Source organism: Pseudomonas sp. MF09150 (genome assembly GCF_059862355.1).
In genome coordinates this window covers 785798-802979 of record NZ_JCBCUS010000001.1, presented here as the reverse complement: position 1 = coordinate 802979, position 17182 = coordinate 785798, and the positions used below count along the sequence as shown (strand labels likewise).

The 17182-nt window shown below is 66.9% G+C and carries 12 protein-coding genes and 1 pseudogene; 9 read left to right on the top strand and 4 right to left on the bottom strand.

Features of this window, described 5'->3' with window-relative positions:
- Positions 1–1824, top strand: a complete 1824-nt coding sequence (locus AC19YX_RS03220) for a hypothetical protein (protein ID WP_500605646.1) — start codon at positions 1–3, stop codon at positions 1822–1824.
- Positions 1808–4765 carry a bpX6 domain-containing protein gene (locus AC19YX_RS03215; protein ID WP_500605645.1) on the top strand — a complete coding sequence of 986 codons (2958 nt, stop codon included), beginning with the start codon at positions 1808–1810 and terminating at the stop codon, positions 4763–4765. Before AC19YX_RS03220 ends, AC19YX_RS03215 begins: the two co-directional genes overlap by 17 nt.
- A gap of 23 nt (positions 4766–4788) precedes the next feature.
- On the opposite strand, the gene AC19YX_RS03210 is transcribed toward AC19YX_RS03215, so the two are convergent.
- Positions 4789–5355, bottom strand: a complete 567-nt coding sequence (locus tag AC19YX_RS03210) for a GNAT family N-acetyltransferase (protein ID WP_078471415.1) — start codon at positions 5353–5355, stop codon at positions 4789–4791.
- Positions 5356–5667: 312 nt separating this feature from the next.
- Here AC19YX_RS03210 and AC19YX_RS03205 point away from each other — a divergent pair, with 312 nt between their 5' ends.
- The 3 genes from AC19YX_RS03205 (at position 5668) to AC19YX_RS03195 (ending at position 8355) form a co-directional block, all read left to right on the top strand.
- The gene (locus tag AC19YX_RS03205) at positions 5668–6102 is read left to right on the top strand and encodes an HD domain-containing protein (protein ID WP_078471413.1); all 435 of its coding nucleotides are present in this window, start codon (positions 5668–5670) and stop codon (positions 6100–6102) included.
- Positions 6103–6302: 200 nt separating this feature from the next.
- The gene (locus AC19YX_RS03200) at positions 6303–6842 is read left to right on the top strand and encodes a CbrC family protein (protein ID WP_201130657.1); all 540 of its coding nucleotides are present in this window, start codon (positions 6303–6305) and stop codon (positions 6840–6842) included.
- 157 nt (positions 6843–6999) lie between these two features.
- Positions 7000–8355 (top strand): MATE family efflux transporter, encoded by a 1356-nt coding sequence (locus AC19YX_RS03195; RefSeq protein ID WP_078471411.1) that lies wholly within the window; start codon positions 7000–7002, stop codon positions 8353–8355.
- Positions 8356–8410: 55 nt separating this feature from the next.
- On the opposite strand, the gene AC19YX_RS03190 is transcribed toward AC19YX_RS03195, so the two are convergent.
- Positions 8411–9133 (bottom strand): pirin family protein, encoded by a 723-nt coding sequence (locus AC19YX_RS03190; RefSeq protein ID WP_201130659.1) that lies wholly within the window; start codon positions 9131–9133, stop codon positions 8411–8413.
- Positions 9134–9381: 248 nt separating this feature from the next.
- Between AC19YX_RS03190 and AC19YX_RS03185 the strand changes: the two genes are divergently transcribed.
- On the top strand, positions 9382–10332 hold the full coding sequence (locus AC19YX_RS03185) for a GlxA family transcriptional regulator (RefSeq protein WP_078471554.1): 951 nt from the start codon (positions 9382–9384) through the stop codon (positions 10330–10332).
- Positions 10333–10518: 186 nt separating this feature from the next.
- Positions 10519–12024, top strand: coding sequence for an ATP-binding protein (locus AC19YX_RS03180; protein WP_500605644.1), 1506 nt, complete (start codon positions 10519–10521; stop codon positions 12022–12024).
- Here AC19YX_RS03180 and AC19YX_RS03175 read toward each other — a convergent pair.
- Positions 11989–14811: pseudogene (locus tag AC19YX_RS03175) on the bottom strand (ATP-binding protein). The gene AC19YX_RS03180 and the pseudogene AC19YX_RS03175 sit on opposite strands and share 36 nt — an antisense overlap.
- A gap of 350 nt (positions 14812–15161) precedes the next feature.
- On the opposite strand from AC19YX_RS03175, the gene AC19YX_RS03170 reads away from it, so the two are divergent.
- Both AC19YX_RS03170 and AC19YX_RS03165 read left to right on the top strand, forming a co-directional pair.
- The gene (locus tag AC19YX_RS03170) at positions 15162–15728 is read left to right on the top strand and encodes a flavodoxin family protein (protein WP_500605643.1); all 567 of its coding nucleotides are present in this window, start codon (positions 15162–15164) and stop codon (positions 15726–15728) included.
- A 55-nt stretch (positions 15729–15783) separates the two neighbouring features.
- Positions 15784–16608 carry an alpha/beta fold hydrolase gene (locus AC19YX_RS03165; RefSeq protein WP_500605642.1) on the top strand — a complete coding sequence of 275 codons (825 nt, stop codon included), beginning with the start codon at positions 15784–15786 and terminating at the stop codon, positions 16606–16608.
- A gap of 44 nt (positions 16609–16652) precedes the next feature.
- On the opposite strand, the gene AC19YX_RS03160 is transcribed toward AC19YX_RS03165, so the two are convergent.
- On the bottom strand, positions 16653–17138 hold the full coding sequence (locus AC19YX_RS03160; RefSeq protein WP_500605641.1) for a helix-turn-helix domain-containing protein: 486 nt from the start codon (positions 17136–17138) through the stop codon (positions 16653–16655).
- Positions 17139–17182 lie beyond the last annotated feature (44 nt).

Genomic DNA, 17182 nt, shown 5'->3' with positions numbered 1-17182 from the left:
ATGCAATTACCCCAAGCGCTGGAACCCTGGAGCGAATGGCTAGGCTGGTTCGCTCCCGAACTGCTGCCCGGGTTCGCCGATTTGCTGGGACGGATCAACCCGGTGCTCGGGCCGTTGCGTGGTCGCCAGCAAAATGGTGTGCCCGAGTCGGACGGCCTGGGCGACTTGCAACGCCGAGGGCCCTACGAGCGACTGTTGTCCAGCGAATGGCTGCTGGCGGAGGAAGTGCCCGATGAGTTTCTGCGGCGGGCCGCCGGTGGCGAGCATCTGTTTGTCGCCCCGCAGTACCGCGCGCATCAGGCCAACGCGCTGATTGTGGTGCTGTTTGATGCCGGTCCATTGCAGCTGGGTGCCTCGCGCCTGGTGCATGTGGCACTGCTGATCCTCCTTGCGCGTCGGGCGCGGGAAGCCGGCGCGCAGTTTCGCTGGGGCATCCTGCAAGCCACGCCGCGCCTGTACGAGCTGGACTCGGTGGCGCAGATCAAGCGCCTGCTGGACCAGCGGGTGTTTGCCTGCGTCAGCGCCGCGCACTGGCAGGCCTGGAGTGAATGGCTGGGGCAGCAGGAGCTGGCGGCGGGTGAATGCTGGGCGGTGGGGCAACGCCTGCCGATCGACGCCAACGACCCGCTGTGTAGCCACCGGGTACAGGTGCAGCGGGACCTGGATGGCAGCGCCCTGAGTTTCGAGGTGCTGGGTTCCGGGCGTGCCCGGTTGCAGTTGCCAATGCCCGACAACGCAGCAGCCATGGGTTTGCTGCGGGGCGAATTCGACAGCGTGCAAGCCGCCCCGGTGCGTCATGATGAGGCCGCGCCACGGGTGGCCCTGACCCTGCCACCGGTGATCTCCAGTGCCGGCAACTATGTGGCCCTGGCGCTGCTGGGCCAGCCCGGCGCAGTGGTGATCAAGCTGCCCACCGAGCAGCAGAAGAAGAAAATCGAGATCCGTCGCCACCTCTGGGCGGCCGGTCGCAGCCCGCTGAGCATGGCCTTTCTCAGTCGCACCTTTGGCGCGGTGCTCAGCGATGAGCAGCAGTTGGTGTTCTGGAAAATGTCCGGGCTGGTGAATGTGCCACGGCCGGGTATCGAGCAGCTGAAGATCCCGCCGGGCACCGCCAGCCTGCTGCCCACCGCCTGGCTGCGCAGCCGTGACGCCGGGCGTCTGTACCTGCTCGATACCCAAGGCCATTTGGCGTTCTGGACCATGCGGGTCTACCCGCTGCGCGCCGATCAAGAGCTGGGCAAGACCCATTTCCTCGCCGACCGGGTGCTGGGCATGGCCAAGGTCGAGCACGAAACCCTGGTGTATGTCCGCAATGAGCGTGGCCAGTTGCAGGCCCACACCGCCGGGGTCAATGGCGGCGGGCTTGACCGCTTCGTGGTGGGCGCTGCCGAGGGCGTCAGCCAGGTGCTGATCGCCGCCGGTTTCGCCTGGCGCCACGGCTTCGGGGCCTGTGCCTTGCTGACGGTGAACAATGGCAGTGAAAGCTGGCGCCTGCTGACCCCGGCCAGTTACCCGGCCCCGCACGAGCAGATCAGCCTGGCCCCGGGCTGGCGCGGGCTGGGCCTGGTGCGCAAGGACGAGAGCTGTTCGATGCTGCTGATGGGCCCCGACCAGCAGACCTTTGCCCTGTACTTCGAGGGCCGCCAGGAGGTGCTGTTCAGCACCAGCCACCCGGTGGTCAAAAGCAGTTTCTGCCCGATCAGCGGGTTGCTCGCGGTACTGACCGGCGCCCGCGAGCTGCTGGTGTACTCGGTGCGCCAGCGCAAAATGCGCCTGCAGCTGTTCTGTAACCTGGCGCCCGAGAAGGATGCAGCCCGTGCATGAGCCAGGCCTGGAGCCGATACGCCATCCGCTGTTGCGTGGCCGGCAGCGCATCGAAGGCCTGTGGTTCAGTGCCGAACGCTGCCCGGAACCCGAGCGTCGGCGCCTGATCCTCAGCCACTGGCAGGCCGGGGCGCGGCTCTACCGCTTTGCCCAGGGCGATCTGCTGCGCTTTGCCGCCCCCCAATCGGTGCTGTGCGAGGCACTGCTGGGCTGGCCCCTGATTCGTCACGGCCGGGCCCTGTGTTCGGCGCAACTGGATGCCGGAGAAATCGCTCGGCTGCCGGCGGCCGACCTGTGGCTGGTGCGCGGCAGCCAGGTCCTGGCCTTGCACCTTGGCGACGGGCAGTTGATCGAACCCGGGCGCTGGCTGGAGGTCGGTGACTACCCGCTGCTCGACACCTTCAATTGTGTGGTCGCGCTGCCGGCCCCGGTGTTGCAGCCCATCGCCGTGGAAACCGACCTGCGGCAGGTGCTCGGGCCTGCGCTGGCGGCGCCGGACCCGGAGCGCGCCGCGGTGATGCAGGCGATGATCGAGCGCCAGCAGCAACAACAGCGCGAGGGGCGGCAGGCCCCCGCGAGCCCCTCGAACACCGGTGCCAGTCCTGGCGCACGGACGGGCAGCGGTATCGGCGGCATCGGTGGGCTCTGGGAAAAACTGCTGCTGGCGGGCCTGGTCCTGGCGGGGCTGTTGGCGTGGCTCAAGCCCTGGATCCGCGATCGGTCCAGCAGCCTGCCGAGCGCGGCGAGTCCGGAGCCGCTGAAGTCGGCGGGCGATTTCGGCGGCTGGATCCTGGCCCTGGTGCTCAGTGCCATCCTGTTCACCGCCATGCTCGCGCTGCTGGGCAAGCTGCTGCGGCGTAACAGCCAGGGCTGGGCGCCGTCGGCGCCGGCCAGTGCCGCCGCGCCGGCCGCCCCGGGCATCCGTCAGCGGGCCCAGGCCGGGCGCGCCAAACCGGCCCAGTGGCGGCGCTGGCTGAGCCGCCTGACCCTGGGCTCGCGCCTGCGGGATCTGTACGGCAAGCGCCAGGCGGCCTATCTGCGGCGCATGCTCGACATGTTCGAGCGCGGCGACTTGCAAGAAGCCCTGCGTCACGCGATCCCTCTGGGGGGCGAGCCCTCCGGCGAGCAGGCTTTCGGCACCCCCGAACGGCGCCAGGAACTCAAGCTCGGGGAGGCCCGTGGGGCGAGCCGGGCGATGTTGTTTCCCGATGACATGCAAGCCCATCTGCGGCAGCTGTATCGGCAAAGTTTTACCCGCCTGGATCGGGAAGGGCGGATCGAAGAGGCGGTGTTTGTGCTCGCCGAGCTGCTGCACGCCCGCCAGGAGGCCCTGGATTACCTGGAGCGCCACCAGCGCTTTACCCAGGCCGCCGAACTGGCCCTGGCCTGGGACATGTCGGCGCCACTGATCGTGCGCCTGCTGTGCCTGGCCGATGACTGGCCACGGGCATTGCAGGTGGCGCGCCGGGACGATGCCTTCAACGAAGCGGTGTTGATGCTTCAGGGCAAATGGCCGGAAATCGCCAACAAACTGCGCCTGGAATGGGCCGAGGCGCTGACCAGCAAGGGCCTGTGGTTGCAGGCGGTGGAGGTGATCTGGAACCTGCCGGATGAACGGGAGCGCGCAGCCCGCTGGTTGCTCGATGCCGAAGCCGCCGGTGGCGGGCTGGCGGCAGCGGCCCTGGTCAAGCGCGCGATCCTGCTGCCCGACACCCTGGAGACCTACCGCGACTATGTGCAGCAACTGCGCGATGACCCGCAGCGCTGCGAGGAGCGCGCGGTGCTGGTCCGGGCGCTGTTGCAGCACCGCAGCCATGGCGGTTCCCTGGCCTGGCTGGCGGGGGCCATTGTGCATGCAGTGCTGGCCGACGTGGCGCAAGGCCTTGGCCCGTTGCTCGCCCATCAGGTGCAGTTGCTGGTCAAGTTGAGCAGCGACAAGCTGCTGCGCGTTGACCTGCCGACCCAACTGCTGCAGCGCTCCAAACCGACACCGCTGCACTCGGTCCTGTCGACCCTGGAATGGGTGGCCGGGGAGAGCGGTAGCCGGGTGATTTTCGATGCGGTGCTGCTGGACGACGAGCGCTACCTGCTGGCCTTGGGCGAAGCCGGGACGCTGGTGGTCGATCGCCACGGCGCGCCGCTGTTCAGTCTGGCGGCCCCGGCCTGGCACATTGTGCTGGGCCATAGCCGGCAGGTGGCCCTGGTGCTGGCCCGGCGCGATGCGGTGTGGCGCGTGAGCAAGCTGGACCTGGTGCAGCGTCGGGTGATCGACCTCGGGGTGCTGGTGATGGAGCATTTTTCCCGAAGTTTCGACGGCTGCGCCTGGACCATAGGCGCCGAGCGCCAGGTGCGGGTGGTGGATGTCGATCGCGGGTTCGAGACCTTGTGGCACGTCAGCGACCTGCCGGGCAGCCTGTTGGGGATCAAAGGCGACGCCGAGCACGAGTACCTGTTGCTGGATGCCGGGGAGCGCGGCAGCGAGCGCTGGCATTACCGGTTGCCGGGGCGACGCTTGCAGGGGCGCGATGATGTGCCGCCGCTGACCGAGGTCGGCCAGTTCCAGGTGCTGACGGCCTCCGGGGATGTGTTGCAGGGCTCGATCAAGGACGGCGACAGCGCCGAGTCGACCCTGGTGCTGGCCATGGGCGGCAGTCGCAAGAGCTGGTACCTGCCGGGCCTGGGCGAAGACCTGTTTCATCCGCCCCAGGTGTTTGCCAGCCAGAAGTGGCTATTGATCGATTACCTGGTCGGCGAGCACGAGCAGCGCTGGCACTTTATCAGCCGCAGCGACGACCGCCTGGCGGCGACCCTGACCTGGCCGCAACAGAGCATCGCCCACCTGCGCATGGGTGATTCCCACTGGCTGCTGTTCGACCGCGAGGGGCGCCTGTGCCATATCGATGTCGACACCTGCGAAGTGCGCCACCTGAGCATCCATTGAGCCGCGCCCCTGGTTCCAGGGGCTTACAGGTCCAGGCTGTGGATCACCTGGGTGGCGTCGTCCGGGTCGGTCCTGTGGCTGAAGCCCAGGGCGCTGGTCAGCTCGCGGATGCTGCGGTTGGCGGCGCTGTCCACCGAGTACAGGTGTTTGAAACCATTGCTGCGGGCCTCGTCGATCAGGTGCTGCAACAACAGTGCGCCGAGGCCGCGTTGTTGCCAGTCATCGGCCACGGTCACCGCGATCTCGCAGACATCCGCGCCATCCCCGGCCTGGGCATAACGGCTGATGCCGATCTCCCGCAGGCTGCCGTTGTCGTGGACCAGCGCGACAAAGGCCACTCGCTCCCGGGTGCCGACATCCATCAACTGGTCCAGCAGGCGGCCGTCGACTTCCTTCACTTCACCCAGAAAGCGCTGATGCCGGGTCAGCGGCGAGAGGTTTTCGATAAAGGCTTTTTCACGCTCGCGGTCCTGGGCGCGCAACGGACGGATCAGCACCGGGCTGCCGTCGTTCAGGCGATCGATCCAGTGCTGGCCCTGTTGGGCCGGAAATGACAGCGGGGCAGGGCGCAGGCTTGAGGTGCTGGGCATGGTCGAGTCTCTGAAAAGTGAAAGGGTTGCTGATCATTTACGCCTGTGGCGCGGGCGGCACTTGATCAGGGTCAAGCCTTGCGTGGGCGGCTCGACGGATCCGATCACCGGTAGGGCGGGCAGGCAATTTATGTCGCAGGTGGAACTGCGGGCGCAAAAGGCGATCTGTTGCTGGCCCTGGCGCGCAATTGATAGCGGCAGACGGCTCGGGGCGCTTAAGATCGAGCACCGCGGATCACAGGAGGTATCCATGAACAACACCGGCACAGTACTCACCCACGGCCATCGGCCCCGCGCAGCAAGGGTCAGCCCATGAGCACCCTGGAGCGAGCCATCGCCATTGCCGCCCAGGCCCACGAGGGCCAGTTCGACAAGGGCGGTTCGCCCTATATCCTGCATCCGCTCAAGGTCATGATGCGTGTCTCGACGCTTGAGGAACGCATGGCCGCGGTGTTGCACGACGTGGTGGAAGACACCCCGGTGACCCTCGACGAATTGCGCGAACAGGGCTTCAGTCAGGCGGTGCTGGCAGCCATTGACGCCCTGACCAAGCGCGAGGGCGAAGACTACCCGCTGTTCGTCGAACGTGCCGGCCGCGACCCCATCGCACGGGTGGTAAAACTGGCGGACCTGGCCGAAAACAGCGACCTGGCGCGCCTGCACAACCCCACCGAAAAAGACTTCCAGCGCCTGGAAAAATACCGCAACGCCATCGCCTACCTCACCGACCTCCACCCACCCTTGTAGCCGCTGCCGCAGGCTGCGCTGGCCCTCTGGAACACCGCACCTGCACCTGACCCAACACAGCGCCCATGCCGGTCAGCGCAGCCTCGTGCCTCCGCAGTAGCTACAACGCGGTGAGCGGTACAGGACAAGATGGCGAGTGACTCTTGCGTCGACTGATGGCAGGCTTCAGTGCGAAATCGCCTGAGCCAGGAGCTGTCCAGATGAATCTGCCCCATTTCAATTACCACCCCGACCCGGTCGCCAGCGGTTCCGTCGAGCCGTCCGAGGCCAGCTGCATCTGTTGTGAGCGGCCCCGAGGCTTGATCTACGTGGGCCCGGTGTTCGCGGTGGAAGAGTATGAAGAGAGCTTCTGCCCTTGGTGCATTGCCGATGGCAGCGCCCATGAAAAATTCGCCGTGACCTTTACCGACGAAGACAGCATCGGCCCCGACGACGATGACCTCGACGAACAGGTCCGGGACGAAATCAGCCAGCGCACCCCCGGCTTCAATGGCTGGCAGCAGGAGCAGTGGCTGACCCATTGCGGCGACGGTGCGCAGTTTCTGGGCAAGGCCGGTCACGCCGAACTGCTGGAACTGGGGGCCGAAGCGATCCTCGCGGTGCAGGATTCCACCGGCCTGCCCAACGGCCCGCAATGGGAAGGTTTTTTCAATGCCCTGGATAAACACCAGGGCCCGACGGCCTACCTGTTCCGCTGTCGCACTTGCCAGGCACTGGCGGCGTATCAGGATAACCACTGAGGGCTGCGCCAGGCGCCGCGTCTGCCTGGCTTGAGTCGAGCCGTGGCCCGTCCCCCCTGGACGTGCCGCTGCCGGCTGTTTCATCCCGCCCCTTGACCGCCCATGACGTAGAATCTTCCTGCCTGCCCCTCATTTGCCGCCGAGACCTGCCCCCTCCATGCAAACCCCCACACAACGCCCGCTATGGAAGATCTACCTGGCGTTTCTCGCGCCGATGGTGCTGTCCAACTTCCTGCAATCGATGTCGGGCACCCTGAACAGCATTTACATCGGCCAGATGCTCGGCACCCAGGCCTTGGCGGCGGTCTCGGGGATGTTCCCCATCGTGTTTTTCTTTATCGCCCTGGTGATCGGCCTTGGCGCCGGGGCCGGCGTGCTGATCGGCCAGGCCTGGGGCGCGCGGGAGCCGGGCACGGTCAAGGCGATTGCCGGTGCGACCCTGTTGCTGGGGGCGATCATCGGCTTGCTGGCGGCGGTGGTGGGCAGCCTGTTTGCCCGGGAAGCCTTGCAGGGCCTGGGCACCCCGGCGGATGTGCTGGAGGACGCGGTGTCCTATGCCCGGGTGATGATGCTGACCATGCCGCTGCTGCTGGTATTTGTGCTGTTCACCCAACTGCTGCGCGGGGTCAGTGACACGCTGTCGCCGCTGCTGGCCCTGGTGGTGTCGACCTGCGTCGGCCTGCTCCTGACCCCGGCGCTGATTCGCGGCTGGCTGGGGCTGCCGAGCATGGGCATCCAGAGTGCGGCGTTGGCCGGCCTGGCGGGCAATATCGCGGCCATGGCGGTCCTGGCCTGGCGCCTGAACCGCAAGCGACATGTGCTGGCGCTGGACCGTGGGCTGTTCGCGGCCATGCGCCTGGACCTGAACATCCTCGGCAAGGTGCTGCGCATCGGCTTGCCGACCGGCTTGCAGATGGTGGTGATCTCGCTGTCGGAGCTGGTGATCCTGGCCCTGGTCAACCAGCACGGTTCCCAGGCCACGGCGGCCTATGGTGCGGTGACGCAGATCGTCAACTACGTGCAGTTCCCGGCGCTGTCGATTGCCATTACCGCCTCGATCCTCGGCGCCCAGGCGATTGGTGCCGGGCGCCTGGAACGTATCGGGCCGATCCTGCGCACCGGGTTGCTGATCAACGTCTGGCTGACCGGCGGCCTGGTGCTCCTGGGTTACCTGTTGTCCCACTGGCTGCTTGGGCTGTTCATCACCGACCCGGCAACCCAGGCCCAGGCCCAGCACCTGTTGCACATCATGCTCTGGAGCATGCTGGTGTTCGGCTTCCAGGCGGTGGTGGGCGGCATCATGCGCGCCAGCGGCACGGTGCTGATGCCGGTGACGATTTCGATTTTCTGCATTCTGGCGATCGAGGTGCCGGCGGCCTATCTGTTCAGCGCGCACTTCGGCCTTGAGGGTGTGTGGATGGCTTTCCCGGTGACCTACCTGTGCATGCTGGCGTTGCAGAGCGCCTACTACAAACGGGTCTGGCAGCATCAGAAGATCCAGCGCCTGATCTGATCCACGCCACAACGCAACCCGGCAGGGGACGTCGCCCGTGCCGGGTTGCTGTGGGTCATGGCAATTGCGGCAGGTCCTGAGGTCGCAGGTCGAATACCAGGACTTCGGCATCCTCGCCCTGGTCGAGGTGGATTTCCCGCTCATTGCGCAACCGCGCGCCGTCGCCTTCCTGCAACCGCTGGCCATTGACCGTCAGACTGCCGCGCGCCACGTGGATGTAGGCGTAGCGCTCGGCGTCCAGGGTCAGGCTGGCGGCTTCGGCGCCGTCGAACAGACCGGCGTAGACCCGCGCGTCCTGGCGCACATGCAGCGAACCCTTGGCCCCGTCTGGGGAGATGATCAGCTGCAAGCGTCCGCGTTTTTGCTGCGCGCTGAAGTGCTCCTGCTGATAACGCGGTTCGGCGCCGCTGACCTGGGGCACGATCCAGATCTGCAGGAAGTGCACCGGCCGGGTCGAGCTGTGGTTGAACTCGCTGTGGGCCACGCCGCTGCCGGCACTCATCAATTGCACATCGCCGGGACGGATCACCGAACCGGTGCCCAGGGTGTCCTTGTGTTCCAGGGCGCCTTCGAGCACATAGGAGAAAATCTCCATGTCGCGGTGCGGGTGCTGGCCGAAACCCTTGCCGGCGGCGACCCGGTCGTCATTGATCACCAGCAGGTCGGAAAAACCCTGTTCCTTTGGGTTCCAGTAGTTGGCGAAGGAAAACGTGTGGAACGACTTCAACCAGCCATGGTTGGCGGCGCCGCGGTCCGAGGCTTTGCGAAGGGTAAGCATAAGGTCTTCTCCTGAAGGGGAGCGGGGCTGCGAGATGCAGGGCTCCGGCGTTGAGAAGAAGGTTAATGGTTACCTGTTGGCTCAAAAAGCGCCTGAAAGTTGAATGACTGTCGCTTTTGGGTTGACAGTGGGTGAGCGGCATTTACCCCGAGTTGCGGAATATTCCACCCGGGGCGAGACCTTCGCCATAATGCGCGGGCCTGATTCCAGGCCTGCAAGCTTTGCCTCCGACGAGTGCCTTCTTTGTGATCAAAACCGTGGCTATGGTGCTGTTTCCGGACTTCCTCCTGCTCGATATGGCCGGGCCCCTGGAGGTGTTTTCCATCGCCAACCGTTACCTGCCCGACGCCGACCATTACCGGATTTCGACCATCGGCACCGAGCGGACGGCGCTGCGCGCCTCGAACGGGGTGCTGGTGCATGCCGACCACCCTTTGGAGCAGTCCCTGGACAGCTATGACCTGCTGCTGGTGCCGGGCGGGCCGGGGGCCTACAACCAGCAGCACCAGCCGTTGCTGGCCTGGCTCGAATCGGCGCCGCAGCGTGCCCGGCGCTACGGTTCGATCTGTACCGGGGCCTTTATCCTGGGGCATGCCGGGTTGCTCGACGGCCACCGCGTGACCACCCACTGGCACTACACCGAACGCCTGGGCAAAAGCTTCCCCAAGGCCCTGGTCGAGACCGATCACATTTACCTCCAGGACCGTCGGCTGATCACCTCCGGCGGGGTCACGGCGGGCATCGACCTGGCGCTGTCCATCGTCGCTCAGGACCATGGCAAGAAGGTCGCCCTGGAAGTGGCCAAAGTGTTGCTGGTGGTGATGAAACGCCAGGGCAGCCAGGCACAGTTCAGCCCGCTGGTGGCGGCCGTAGCGCCCCAGGACTCGCCGATTACCCGGGTGCAGAACCATGTCCTGGAGCACCTGGAAGAAGCCTTCAGCATCGAGCGCATGGCCAGCCTGGCGGCCATGAGCGCGCGGCATTTTGCCCGGGTCTTTGCCCGCGAGGTGCAGATGACGCCCATGGAGTTTTTGCAGAGCGCACGCATCGACCGCGCCCGCAGCCTGCTGGAAAGCAGCGACCTGCCGCTGAAGACGGTGGCCTTTCGCAGTGGCTTTGGCAGCGTGCGGCACATGCGCTTTCTGTTCGGTGAAAAACTCGGCCTGACCCCGACCCAGTACCGCCAGCAGTTCAGTTGAGGGGCGGATGGCCGTGCAGGGCACCGTGATGTCCGTGCCGCTCCCCGTGCCAGCATTGCCCTGCCATGTGTGCCTGCCAAGATAGCGTCGAGCCCTCTGGAAAAGGATGCGCAGAGCTTGGCCTGGCCCGTCCGCCGATTGAGGACGCTGTGCCTGGCCAGGTCATTTCGCGCCACAGTGCATGACATGAACCGCCTTGAACCCCATGACCCCGACGCGGTGCTGCGTTTCGGGCCTTTCACCCTGCAGCGCCAGCAACGCCTGGTCAGTGAAGCGGGGCGGCCGCTGCCGTTGGGCGGACGGGCCCTGGAACTTCTCCTGGTGCTGGTGGAGTGCGCCGGCCAGTTCGTCAGCAAGGACACCCTGATCGCCCGGGTCTGGCCGCACAGCGTGGTCGAGGAGATCAACCTGCGGGTGCACATCGCCGCGTTGCGCCGGGCCCTGGCCGATGGCCGCGACGGCCAGCACTACATCATCAACCTGCCGCAGCGCGGCTACTGTTTTGTGGCCCCGGTGTATGGCCGCGCCCCGGGCGAAAGCCTGGCCAGCGACCCGACGCCTTCGGGCCCACGGCACAACCTGCCGGCGCGGCTGAGCCCGGTGATCGGTCGTGAGGAACTGCTGGGCAGCCTGCTGCGGCGGCTGTCGGGGCAGCGCCTGGTGACGCTGGTCGGCTCGGCCGGGGTCGGCAAGAGCACCCTGGCCCTGCGCCTGGCCGAATTGCGTTTGCCACGCTGTCGCGATGGCGCCTGGCGGGTTGACCTGGGAGCGCTGCGCGAACCGGCGGCGCTGATCAAGCACCTGGCGCACGGCCTGGGACTGAGCCTGGAACCCGAAGGTTCGCTGAGCGATCTGTGCCGGCAACTGGCCCCGCGGCAGATGCTGTTGGTGCTGGACGGCTGCGAGCACCTGCTGGCGCCGTGCCGGGCCCTGGTGCTGGCGCTGTTGCAGGCGGCGCCCCAGGTGTCACTGCTGCTGAGCAGCCGCGAGCCGCTGCGGATAGCCGCCGAGTGGGCACAGGCGGTGCCGGTGCTGGCGCTGCCACCGCTGTCGGCGCTGCGCAGCGTGAACCAGGCACTGGCCTATCCGGCGGTGCAGCTGTTTGTCAGTCGGGCCCGTGCCGGGCAGCAGGGCTTTTGCCTGCGCGAGCAGGACCTGCTGGCCCTGCGCGATATCTGCCGGCGTCTGGATGGCCTGCCCCTGGCCCTGGAATTGGCGGCGGCCCAGGTCGCGGCGCTGGGCATCCAGGGCTTGCAGGCCCAGCTGGAGAACGGCTTGCAGGTGTTGGGCAAGGGCCGGCGCACGGCCGTGGAGCGGCATCAGACCCTGAAGGCCGCCCTGGACTGGAGTTATGAACGCCTGAGCCTGCCCGAGCAGTGGCTGTTCCAGCACCTGGCGTTGTTTCCCGGCGGCTTCAGCCCGGCAGCGGTCAGGCGCAGCGTGGTCGGCAGCGCCCTGGAGCACGCCGACCTGAGTCACCTGTTGAGCCGCCTGGCGGCCAAGTCCCTACTGAGCCTGGAACCGCGACCGGGTGCCCTGCGCTATCGGTTGCTCAACACCACCCGCGCCTACGCCCGCGACAAACTCGATGACCCGTTGCAGTTGCAGCATTTGCAGCAGCGTTATGCCCATTACATCGGCTGCCCGAGTTGGGTCTCAGGCCGCGAGCTGGCGTTGCAGGTCGTCGAGTAGGCGCCGCACCTGCATCAGGTCGGGGGTGGCGAAACCTTCAGTGAAGCGCGCGTAGATCGGCTCCAGCACATCCCGTGCCTGCTGGTAGCGACCCTGCTGCTGCCACAGCCGCGCCAGTGAGGTGGCGCTGCGCAGCTCCCAGGCCAGGGCGCCCTGGCGCCGAGCCACGGCCAGCGCCTCGAGCAATACCCCTTCGGCGCTGCGGGTCTGTTGCGGGCAATCCTGGCTCAGCAGGTTGTCGGCCCGTACCCGCAGAATCTCCGGTGCGCTCCAGCCGGCGGCACCGCTGTTGGCGCGTTGCAGCAGGGCGTCGTCCACCACTTCGGGGCGCAGGGTCAGCATGATGTCGCGGATCAGCCCGTCGCCCTCGGCAGTTTCGGGATCGGCGCCGCCGGGGGTTGCTTCCAGCACCTGGGCATAGTGCCGGCCCCAGGTGTGGAACAGCCGCACCGAGTGTTTCTGCGCCTGTTGCAGCAGCAGTTCGAGCAAGGCCCGGGCCGTCGGCGCGTCGCCGTTGTAATGGGCGATGACGCAGCCGGACAGGGCCAGGGTGTAGCAGATCGAGGTGCCATGGTTGATCTGCAACGCCAGTTCCAGCGCCTGGCTGGCGGTGCGCCAGGCCTGCTCGGGAAAACCTTGCAGCCACAGGATCCGCGCGAGGATGGTCAGGGACGCCACGCTCTGGTCGTACTGCACGCCAAAACCGTGGGTAAAGCGATTGAGGTGGCCACTCTGGGCCATGCGCTGGATCACCTGTTCGGCGTTGTGCCGGGCCAGCACCTGGTCCCCGACAAAATGCTGCGCCAGCACCTGCAAGCGCTGGGCGCTGAGGGCCAGCACCGGTTCCTCGTGGGGCCCCAGGCGCTCGAAGTGCCGGCTCTGCTCCTGGGCCTGCCGGTAGTTGCCGCAGCACAGGTTGACCGCCATCAGCCCCGAGACGGCCTTGAGCTGGCCGAGCAGGTCGGCGCAGTGTTCGGCCAATTCCCGGGCACTGACAAAGGCCTGAAGGGTGTGCGCGGTGGCGCCGCGGGTGTGGTACGAAAAACTGCCCATGGCCAGCTGCAGGCTGATGTTCAGGCGCGGGCAGGGCGTGGCGAACTGCTCCAGCAGGGCCAGGGCCTTGCTCACGTACAGCCCGTGCTCCTTGAGCAGCGACAGTTCCTGCCACAGCGGCATGGCACTGGCGGTCAGGCGGATGGCCAGGATCTGCGGGCCGTGGGGCCCCAGGCCCCAATCGAGCGCGGCGCGGATGTCTTCGCGGTGCGGTGCATAGCGGCTGATCCACTGTGCGCTGGGGAGCAGCTCCCAGTCATGTTCGGCCTGTTTCATCAGGGCCAGGCAGCGTGCGGCGTGGCGTTCGCGGGTGGCGAACAACTCGGCGGCAGCGGCGAGTTTCTCCCGGGCGTAGCTGCGGGTGGTGTCCAGCAGGCGGTACGCCACCTCGTCGTCGCCGGCTTCCACGTTCAGCAACGACTTGGCCACCAACTGCGTCACCGAACCCAGCACCTCGCCGGGGGCGATGTGTTCGCCGCCAATCACCGCCGCCGCCGACTCCAGGGTAAAGCTGCCGCGAAACAGCGCCAGGCGCCGCAGGCAGATCTGTTCGCAGGGGGTGAGCAGGGCGAAGCTCCAGTCCAGGGTGGCGCGCAAGGTCTGCTGGCGCGGCAGGCTGCAGTCGCGGCCACGGGTCAGCAGGCGAAAGCGCCCCTGCAACTGGGTCAGGAGCCCGGGCAGGCCAAAGCGGGCGATTTGTGCCGCCGCCAGTTCCAGGGCCAGGGGAATGCCGTCCAGACGACGGCAGACCTCGATGGCCAGGGGCAGCTCGGCGTCGCTCAGTTCGAAGGTTTCCTGGTTCGACAGCGCCCGTTCCAGCAGCAATTGCAGGGCCGGGTAGCCGAGGGCCCGGGCGCGGTCCGGGGGTTCGGTCGCCGGCGGGCAGGCCAGGGAATCCAGACGCTGCACAGACTCGCCCTCGGCCCGCAGGCTTTCGCGGCTGGTGGTCAGGATGTGCAAATGCGGGGCGCTGCGCAGCAGGGTCTCGCTGATCAGGGCGATGGCATCGAGCAGGTGCTCGCAATTGTCGATCACCAGCAGCATCTACCGCTCGCGCAACTGCTCGGCAATGCCTCCCAGCGGGTCCTGGTCACGGGGGGTGAGGTCGAGCAGGCCCGCGAGGTTGGGCACGATCAGCGCCGGGTCGTTGAGCGGCGCCAGGTCCAGCAGGCGGATGCCGTCGCGGTAATGGCCGATCAGCAACTCGGCGACGCGCAGGGCGACGGTGGTCTTGCCGATGCCGCCGGCGCCGGTCAGGGTGATAAAACGCTGTTGCGGCAGCTGTTGCACCAGGCTGTCGATCAAGGCCTGGCGCCCGATCATCCGCGTGCGTCGCAGCGGCAGGTTGTGGCCGAGGCTGGCATGGGGCAGGGGGGCGCTGTGGCAGGGCGCCGGTTCGATGCTCAGGGGGGCGACAAAACTGTAGCCGCGCTGAGCCACGGTGACGATGTAGCGCTGGCCGGCCTGGCCATCGCCCAGGGCCTTGCGCAAGGCCGCCATGTGCACCCGCAGGTTGCCGTCCTCGACGACGCTTTTGGGCCAGACACGGGCGATCAGTTCCTGTTTGCTCACCACATTGCCCGCGTGTTCCAGCAGGATCAGCAGGATATCGACCGCCCGCTTGCCCAGGCGCAGCGGACGCCCGGATTCCAGCACCAGGCGCTGTTGCGGGTGGATGCGATAGGGGCCGAAATGCACGGCCTGGTCGCCGGCAAGGGGCTTGTACTGACTCATGGGGCGGTCTCTTTTTCGGCTCGCGAAGCCCACGGCCACACCCGACCCAGGCGGGCAGTGCGCTGACTGGCGATGAACCTGAGCATATTCCTCAGGTTTTACCCGCTGCGCAACGAGGACCGCGCCCGCTGTACGCCGGCGATTTTCCTCCAGGGCGCGTCGCAGAGCGGTTGCGCGCCGGATTTACGGGGCATTGCCGATCGTCTGCTGGCGGCGCAGGGGCCAGAAAATTAACAACGTTTAACTCGTGTTGACGCGGGCCCAAGCCCAACCATTGGCGGATTAAGGGCCGTGCCACGGAGTCGCCCGGGCGCCCGGAACCGGCAGGGCCAGCCATCGAGGATGCCAGGATGAGCAGGGTGGCGATTGTCTATCACAGCGCGTACGGGCGGACCCGCAGCCTGGCCGAAGCGGTGTTGGCCGGTGTCGAGAGCCAGCCCGGGAGCCGTGGCTGCCTGATCGCGGTGGAGCAGGTGCAGGAGCACTGGGACGAGCTGCACCGCGCCGACGCGATTATCTTCGGCGCGCCCACCTGCATGGGCAGCCTTTCGGCGCCGTTTCGCGGGTTTATGGACGCCACCGCCGCCTTCTATCTGGCCCAGCCCTGGCGCGACAAGCTGGCGGCTGGGTTCACCCATGCCGACAGCCTCAGCGGCGACACTCTCAACAGCCTGCTGCAACTGGCGGTGTTTGCCTCTCAGCACGGGATGATCTGGGTCGGCCTGGGCCTGCTGCCTGGCACCGGCGGCGAAGGCTCGTCCCTGAACCGACTAGGCTGTTCCCTGGGCGCCATGGCCCAGTCGTTGCCCGAACACTCGCTCCAGGCGGCGCTGGCGCTGGCCGACCGACGCACCGCGGCCTGCCTCGGCCAACGCGTGGCGCAGATTGCCGTGCGCCTGCGGCCTGATCCCGATTGACCCGGCGCTCGGCGCCGATTGTTGTTCGTCCGACCCACCCACGAGGAATCCCACCATGAGCACCTTTACCACCCGCGATGGCAGCGAGATCTACTACAAGGATTGGGGCAGCGGCCAACCCGTGGTCTTCAGCCACGGCTGGCCCCTGAACGCCGACAGCTGGGAGGCGCAGATGCTGTTCCTGGCGTCCCGAGGCTACCGGGTGATCGCCCATGACCGCCGGGGCCACGGTCGCTCCAGCCAACCGTGGGACGGCAACGACATGGACACCTATGCTGACGATCTGGCGCAACTGATCGAACTGCTGGACCTGCAGGACGCCGTGCTGCTGGGCTTCTCCACCGGCGGTGGCGAGGTGGCGCGTTACATCGGTCGTCACGGTACGGCGCGGGTGGCCAAGGCCGGGCTGATTTCTTCGGTGCCGCCGCTGATGCTCAAGACCGAGACCAACCCCAAGGGCGTGCCGCGCGAGGTCTTCGACGGCTTGCGCCAGGGTTCGCTGGCGGACCGTTCGCAGCTCTACCGTGACCTCGCCAGCGGGCCGTTTTTCGGTTTCAACCGGCCGGGGGCCGAGGTGTCCCAGGGCCGCATCGACTGGTTCTGGATGCAGGGCATGCTCGCCGGGCATAAAAATGCCTACGACTGCATCCAGGCGTTTTCCGAGACCGACTTCACCGAAGACTTGCTCAAGTTCGATATCCCGACCCTGGTGGTGCACGGTGACGACGACCAGATCGTGCCCATCGAAACCGCCGGTATCGCCTCGGCGCGCCTGGTCAAGGGCGCCCAGCTGCTGGTGTACCCGGGCGCGCCCCATGGCCTGACCGACACGCACAAGGAGCGTTTGAACGCCGATTTGCTGGCGTTTATCCAGGGCTGAAGGTAGCCGGCGCGGGCTAGGCCCGCGTCGGCCGGATTACCGGCTCAGGTGTGTGCTGCCGAAGCGCGCCCGCAAGCCATGGTTGAAGAGCCCTCGCTGAAACCTGGCAGGGCGTTGCGCGTCGCGGCGAGCCGCAGTTGGTGGCTGCGCCAGGTCATGGGGTTGACCCCTTCGCTGCGGGTGAACATATGGCAGAAGTGGGCCTGATCGCAGAAGCCGCATTCCTGGCTGATCTGGGTCAGGTTGAGGGTGGAGTGGGTGATCAGTTCCTTGGCCCGGGCGATGCGCTGCTGGCGGATCCATTCCTGGGGCGAAAGGCCGGTGCTGCATTTGAAGGCGCGGGAGAAATGGCTGCGTGACAGCGCGCAGGCGCGGGCCAGCTCGCTCACTTCCAGGCTTTGCGCCAGGTTGGCCAGGATCAGTTGCTTGATCAGGCGCTCGCGCCGCGCGCACAGGCCTCCGGTGGCGGGCCTTGGGCTGTTCGGCTGGCCATTGTCGAAGCACAAGGCAGGTTGCTCAAGTCGGGCCATGACAAGTATCCGTGGTCGATGGGAACGCACATGCCGGGTCGGTC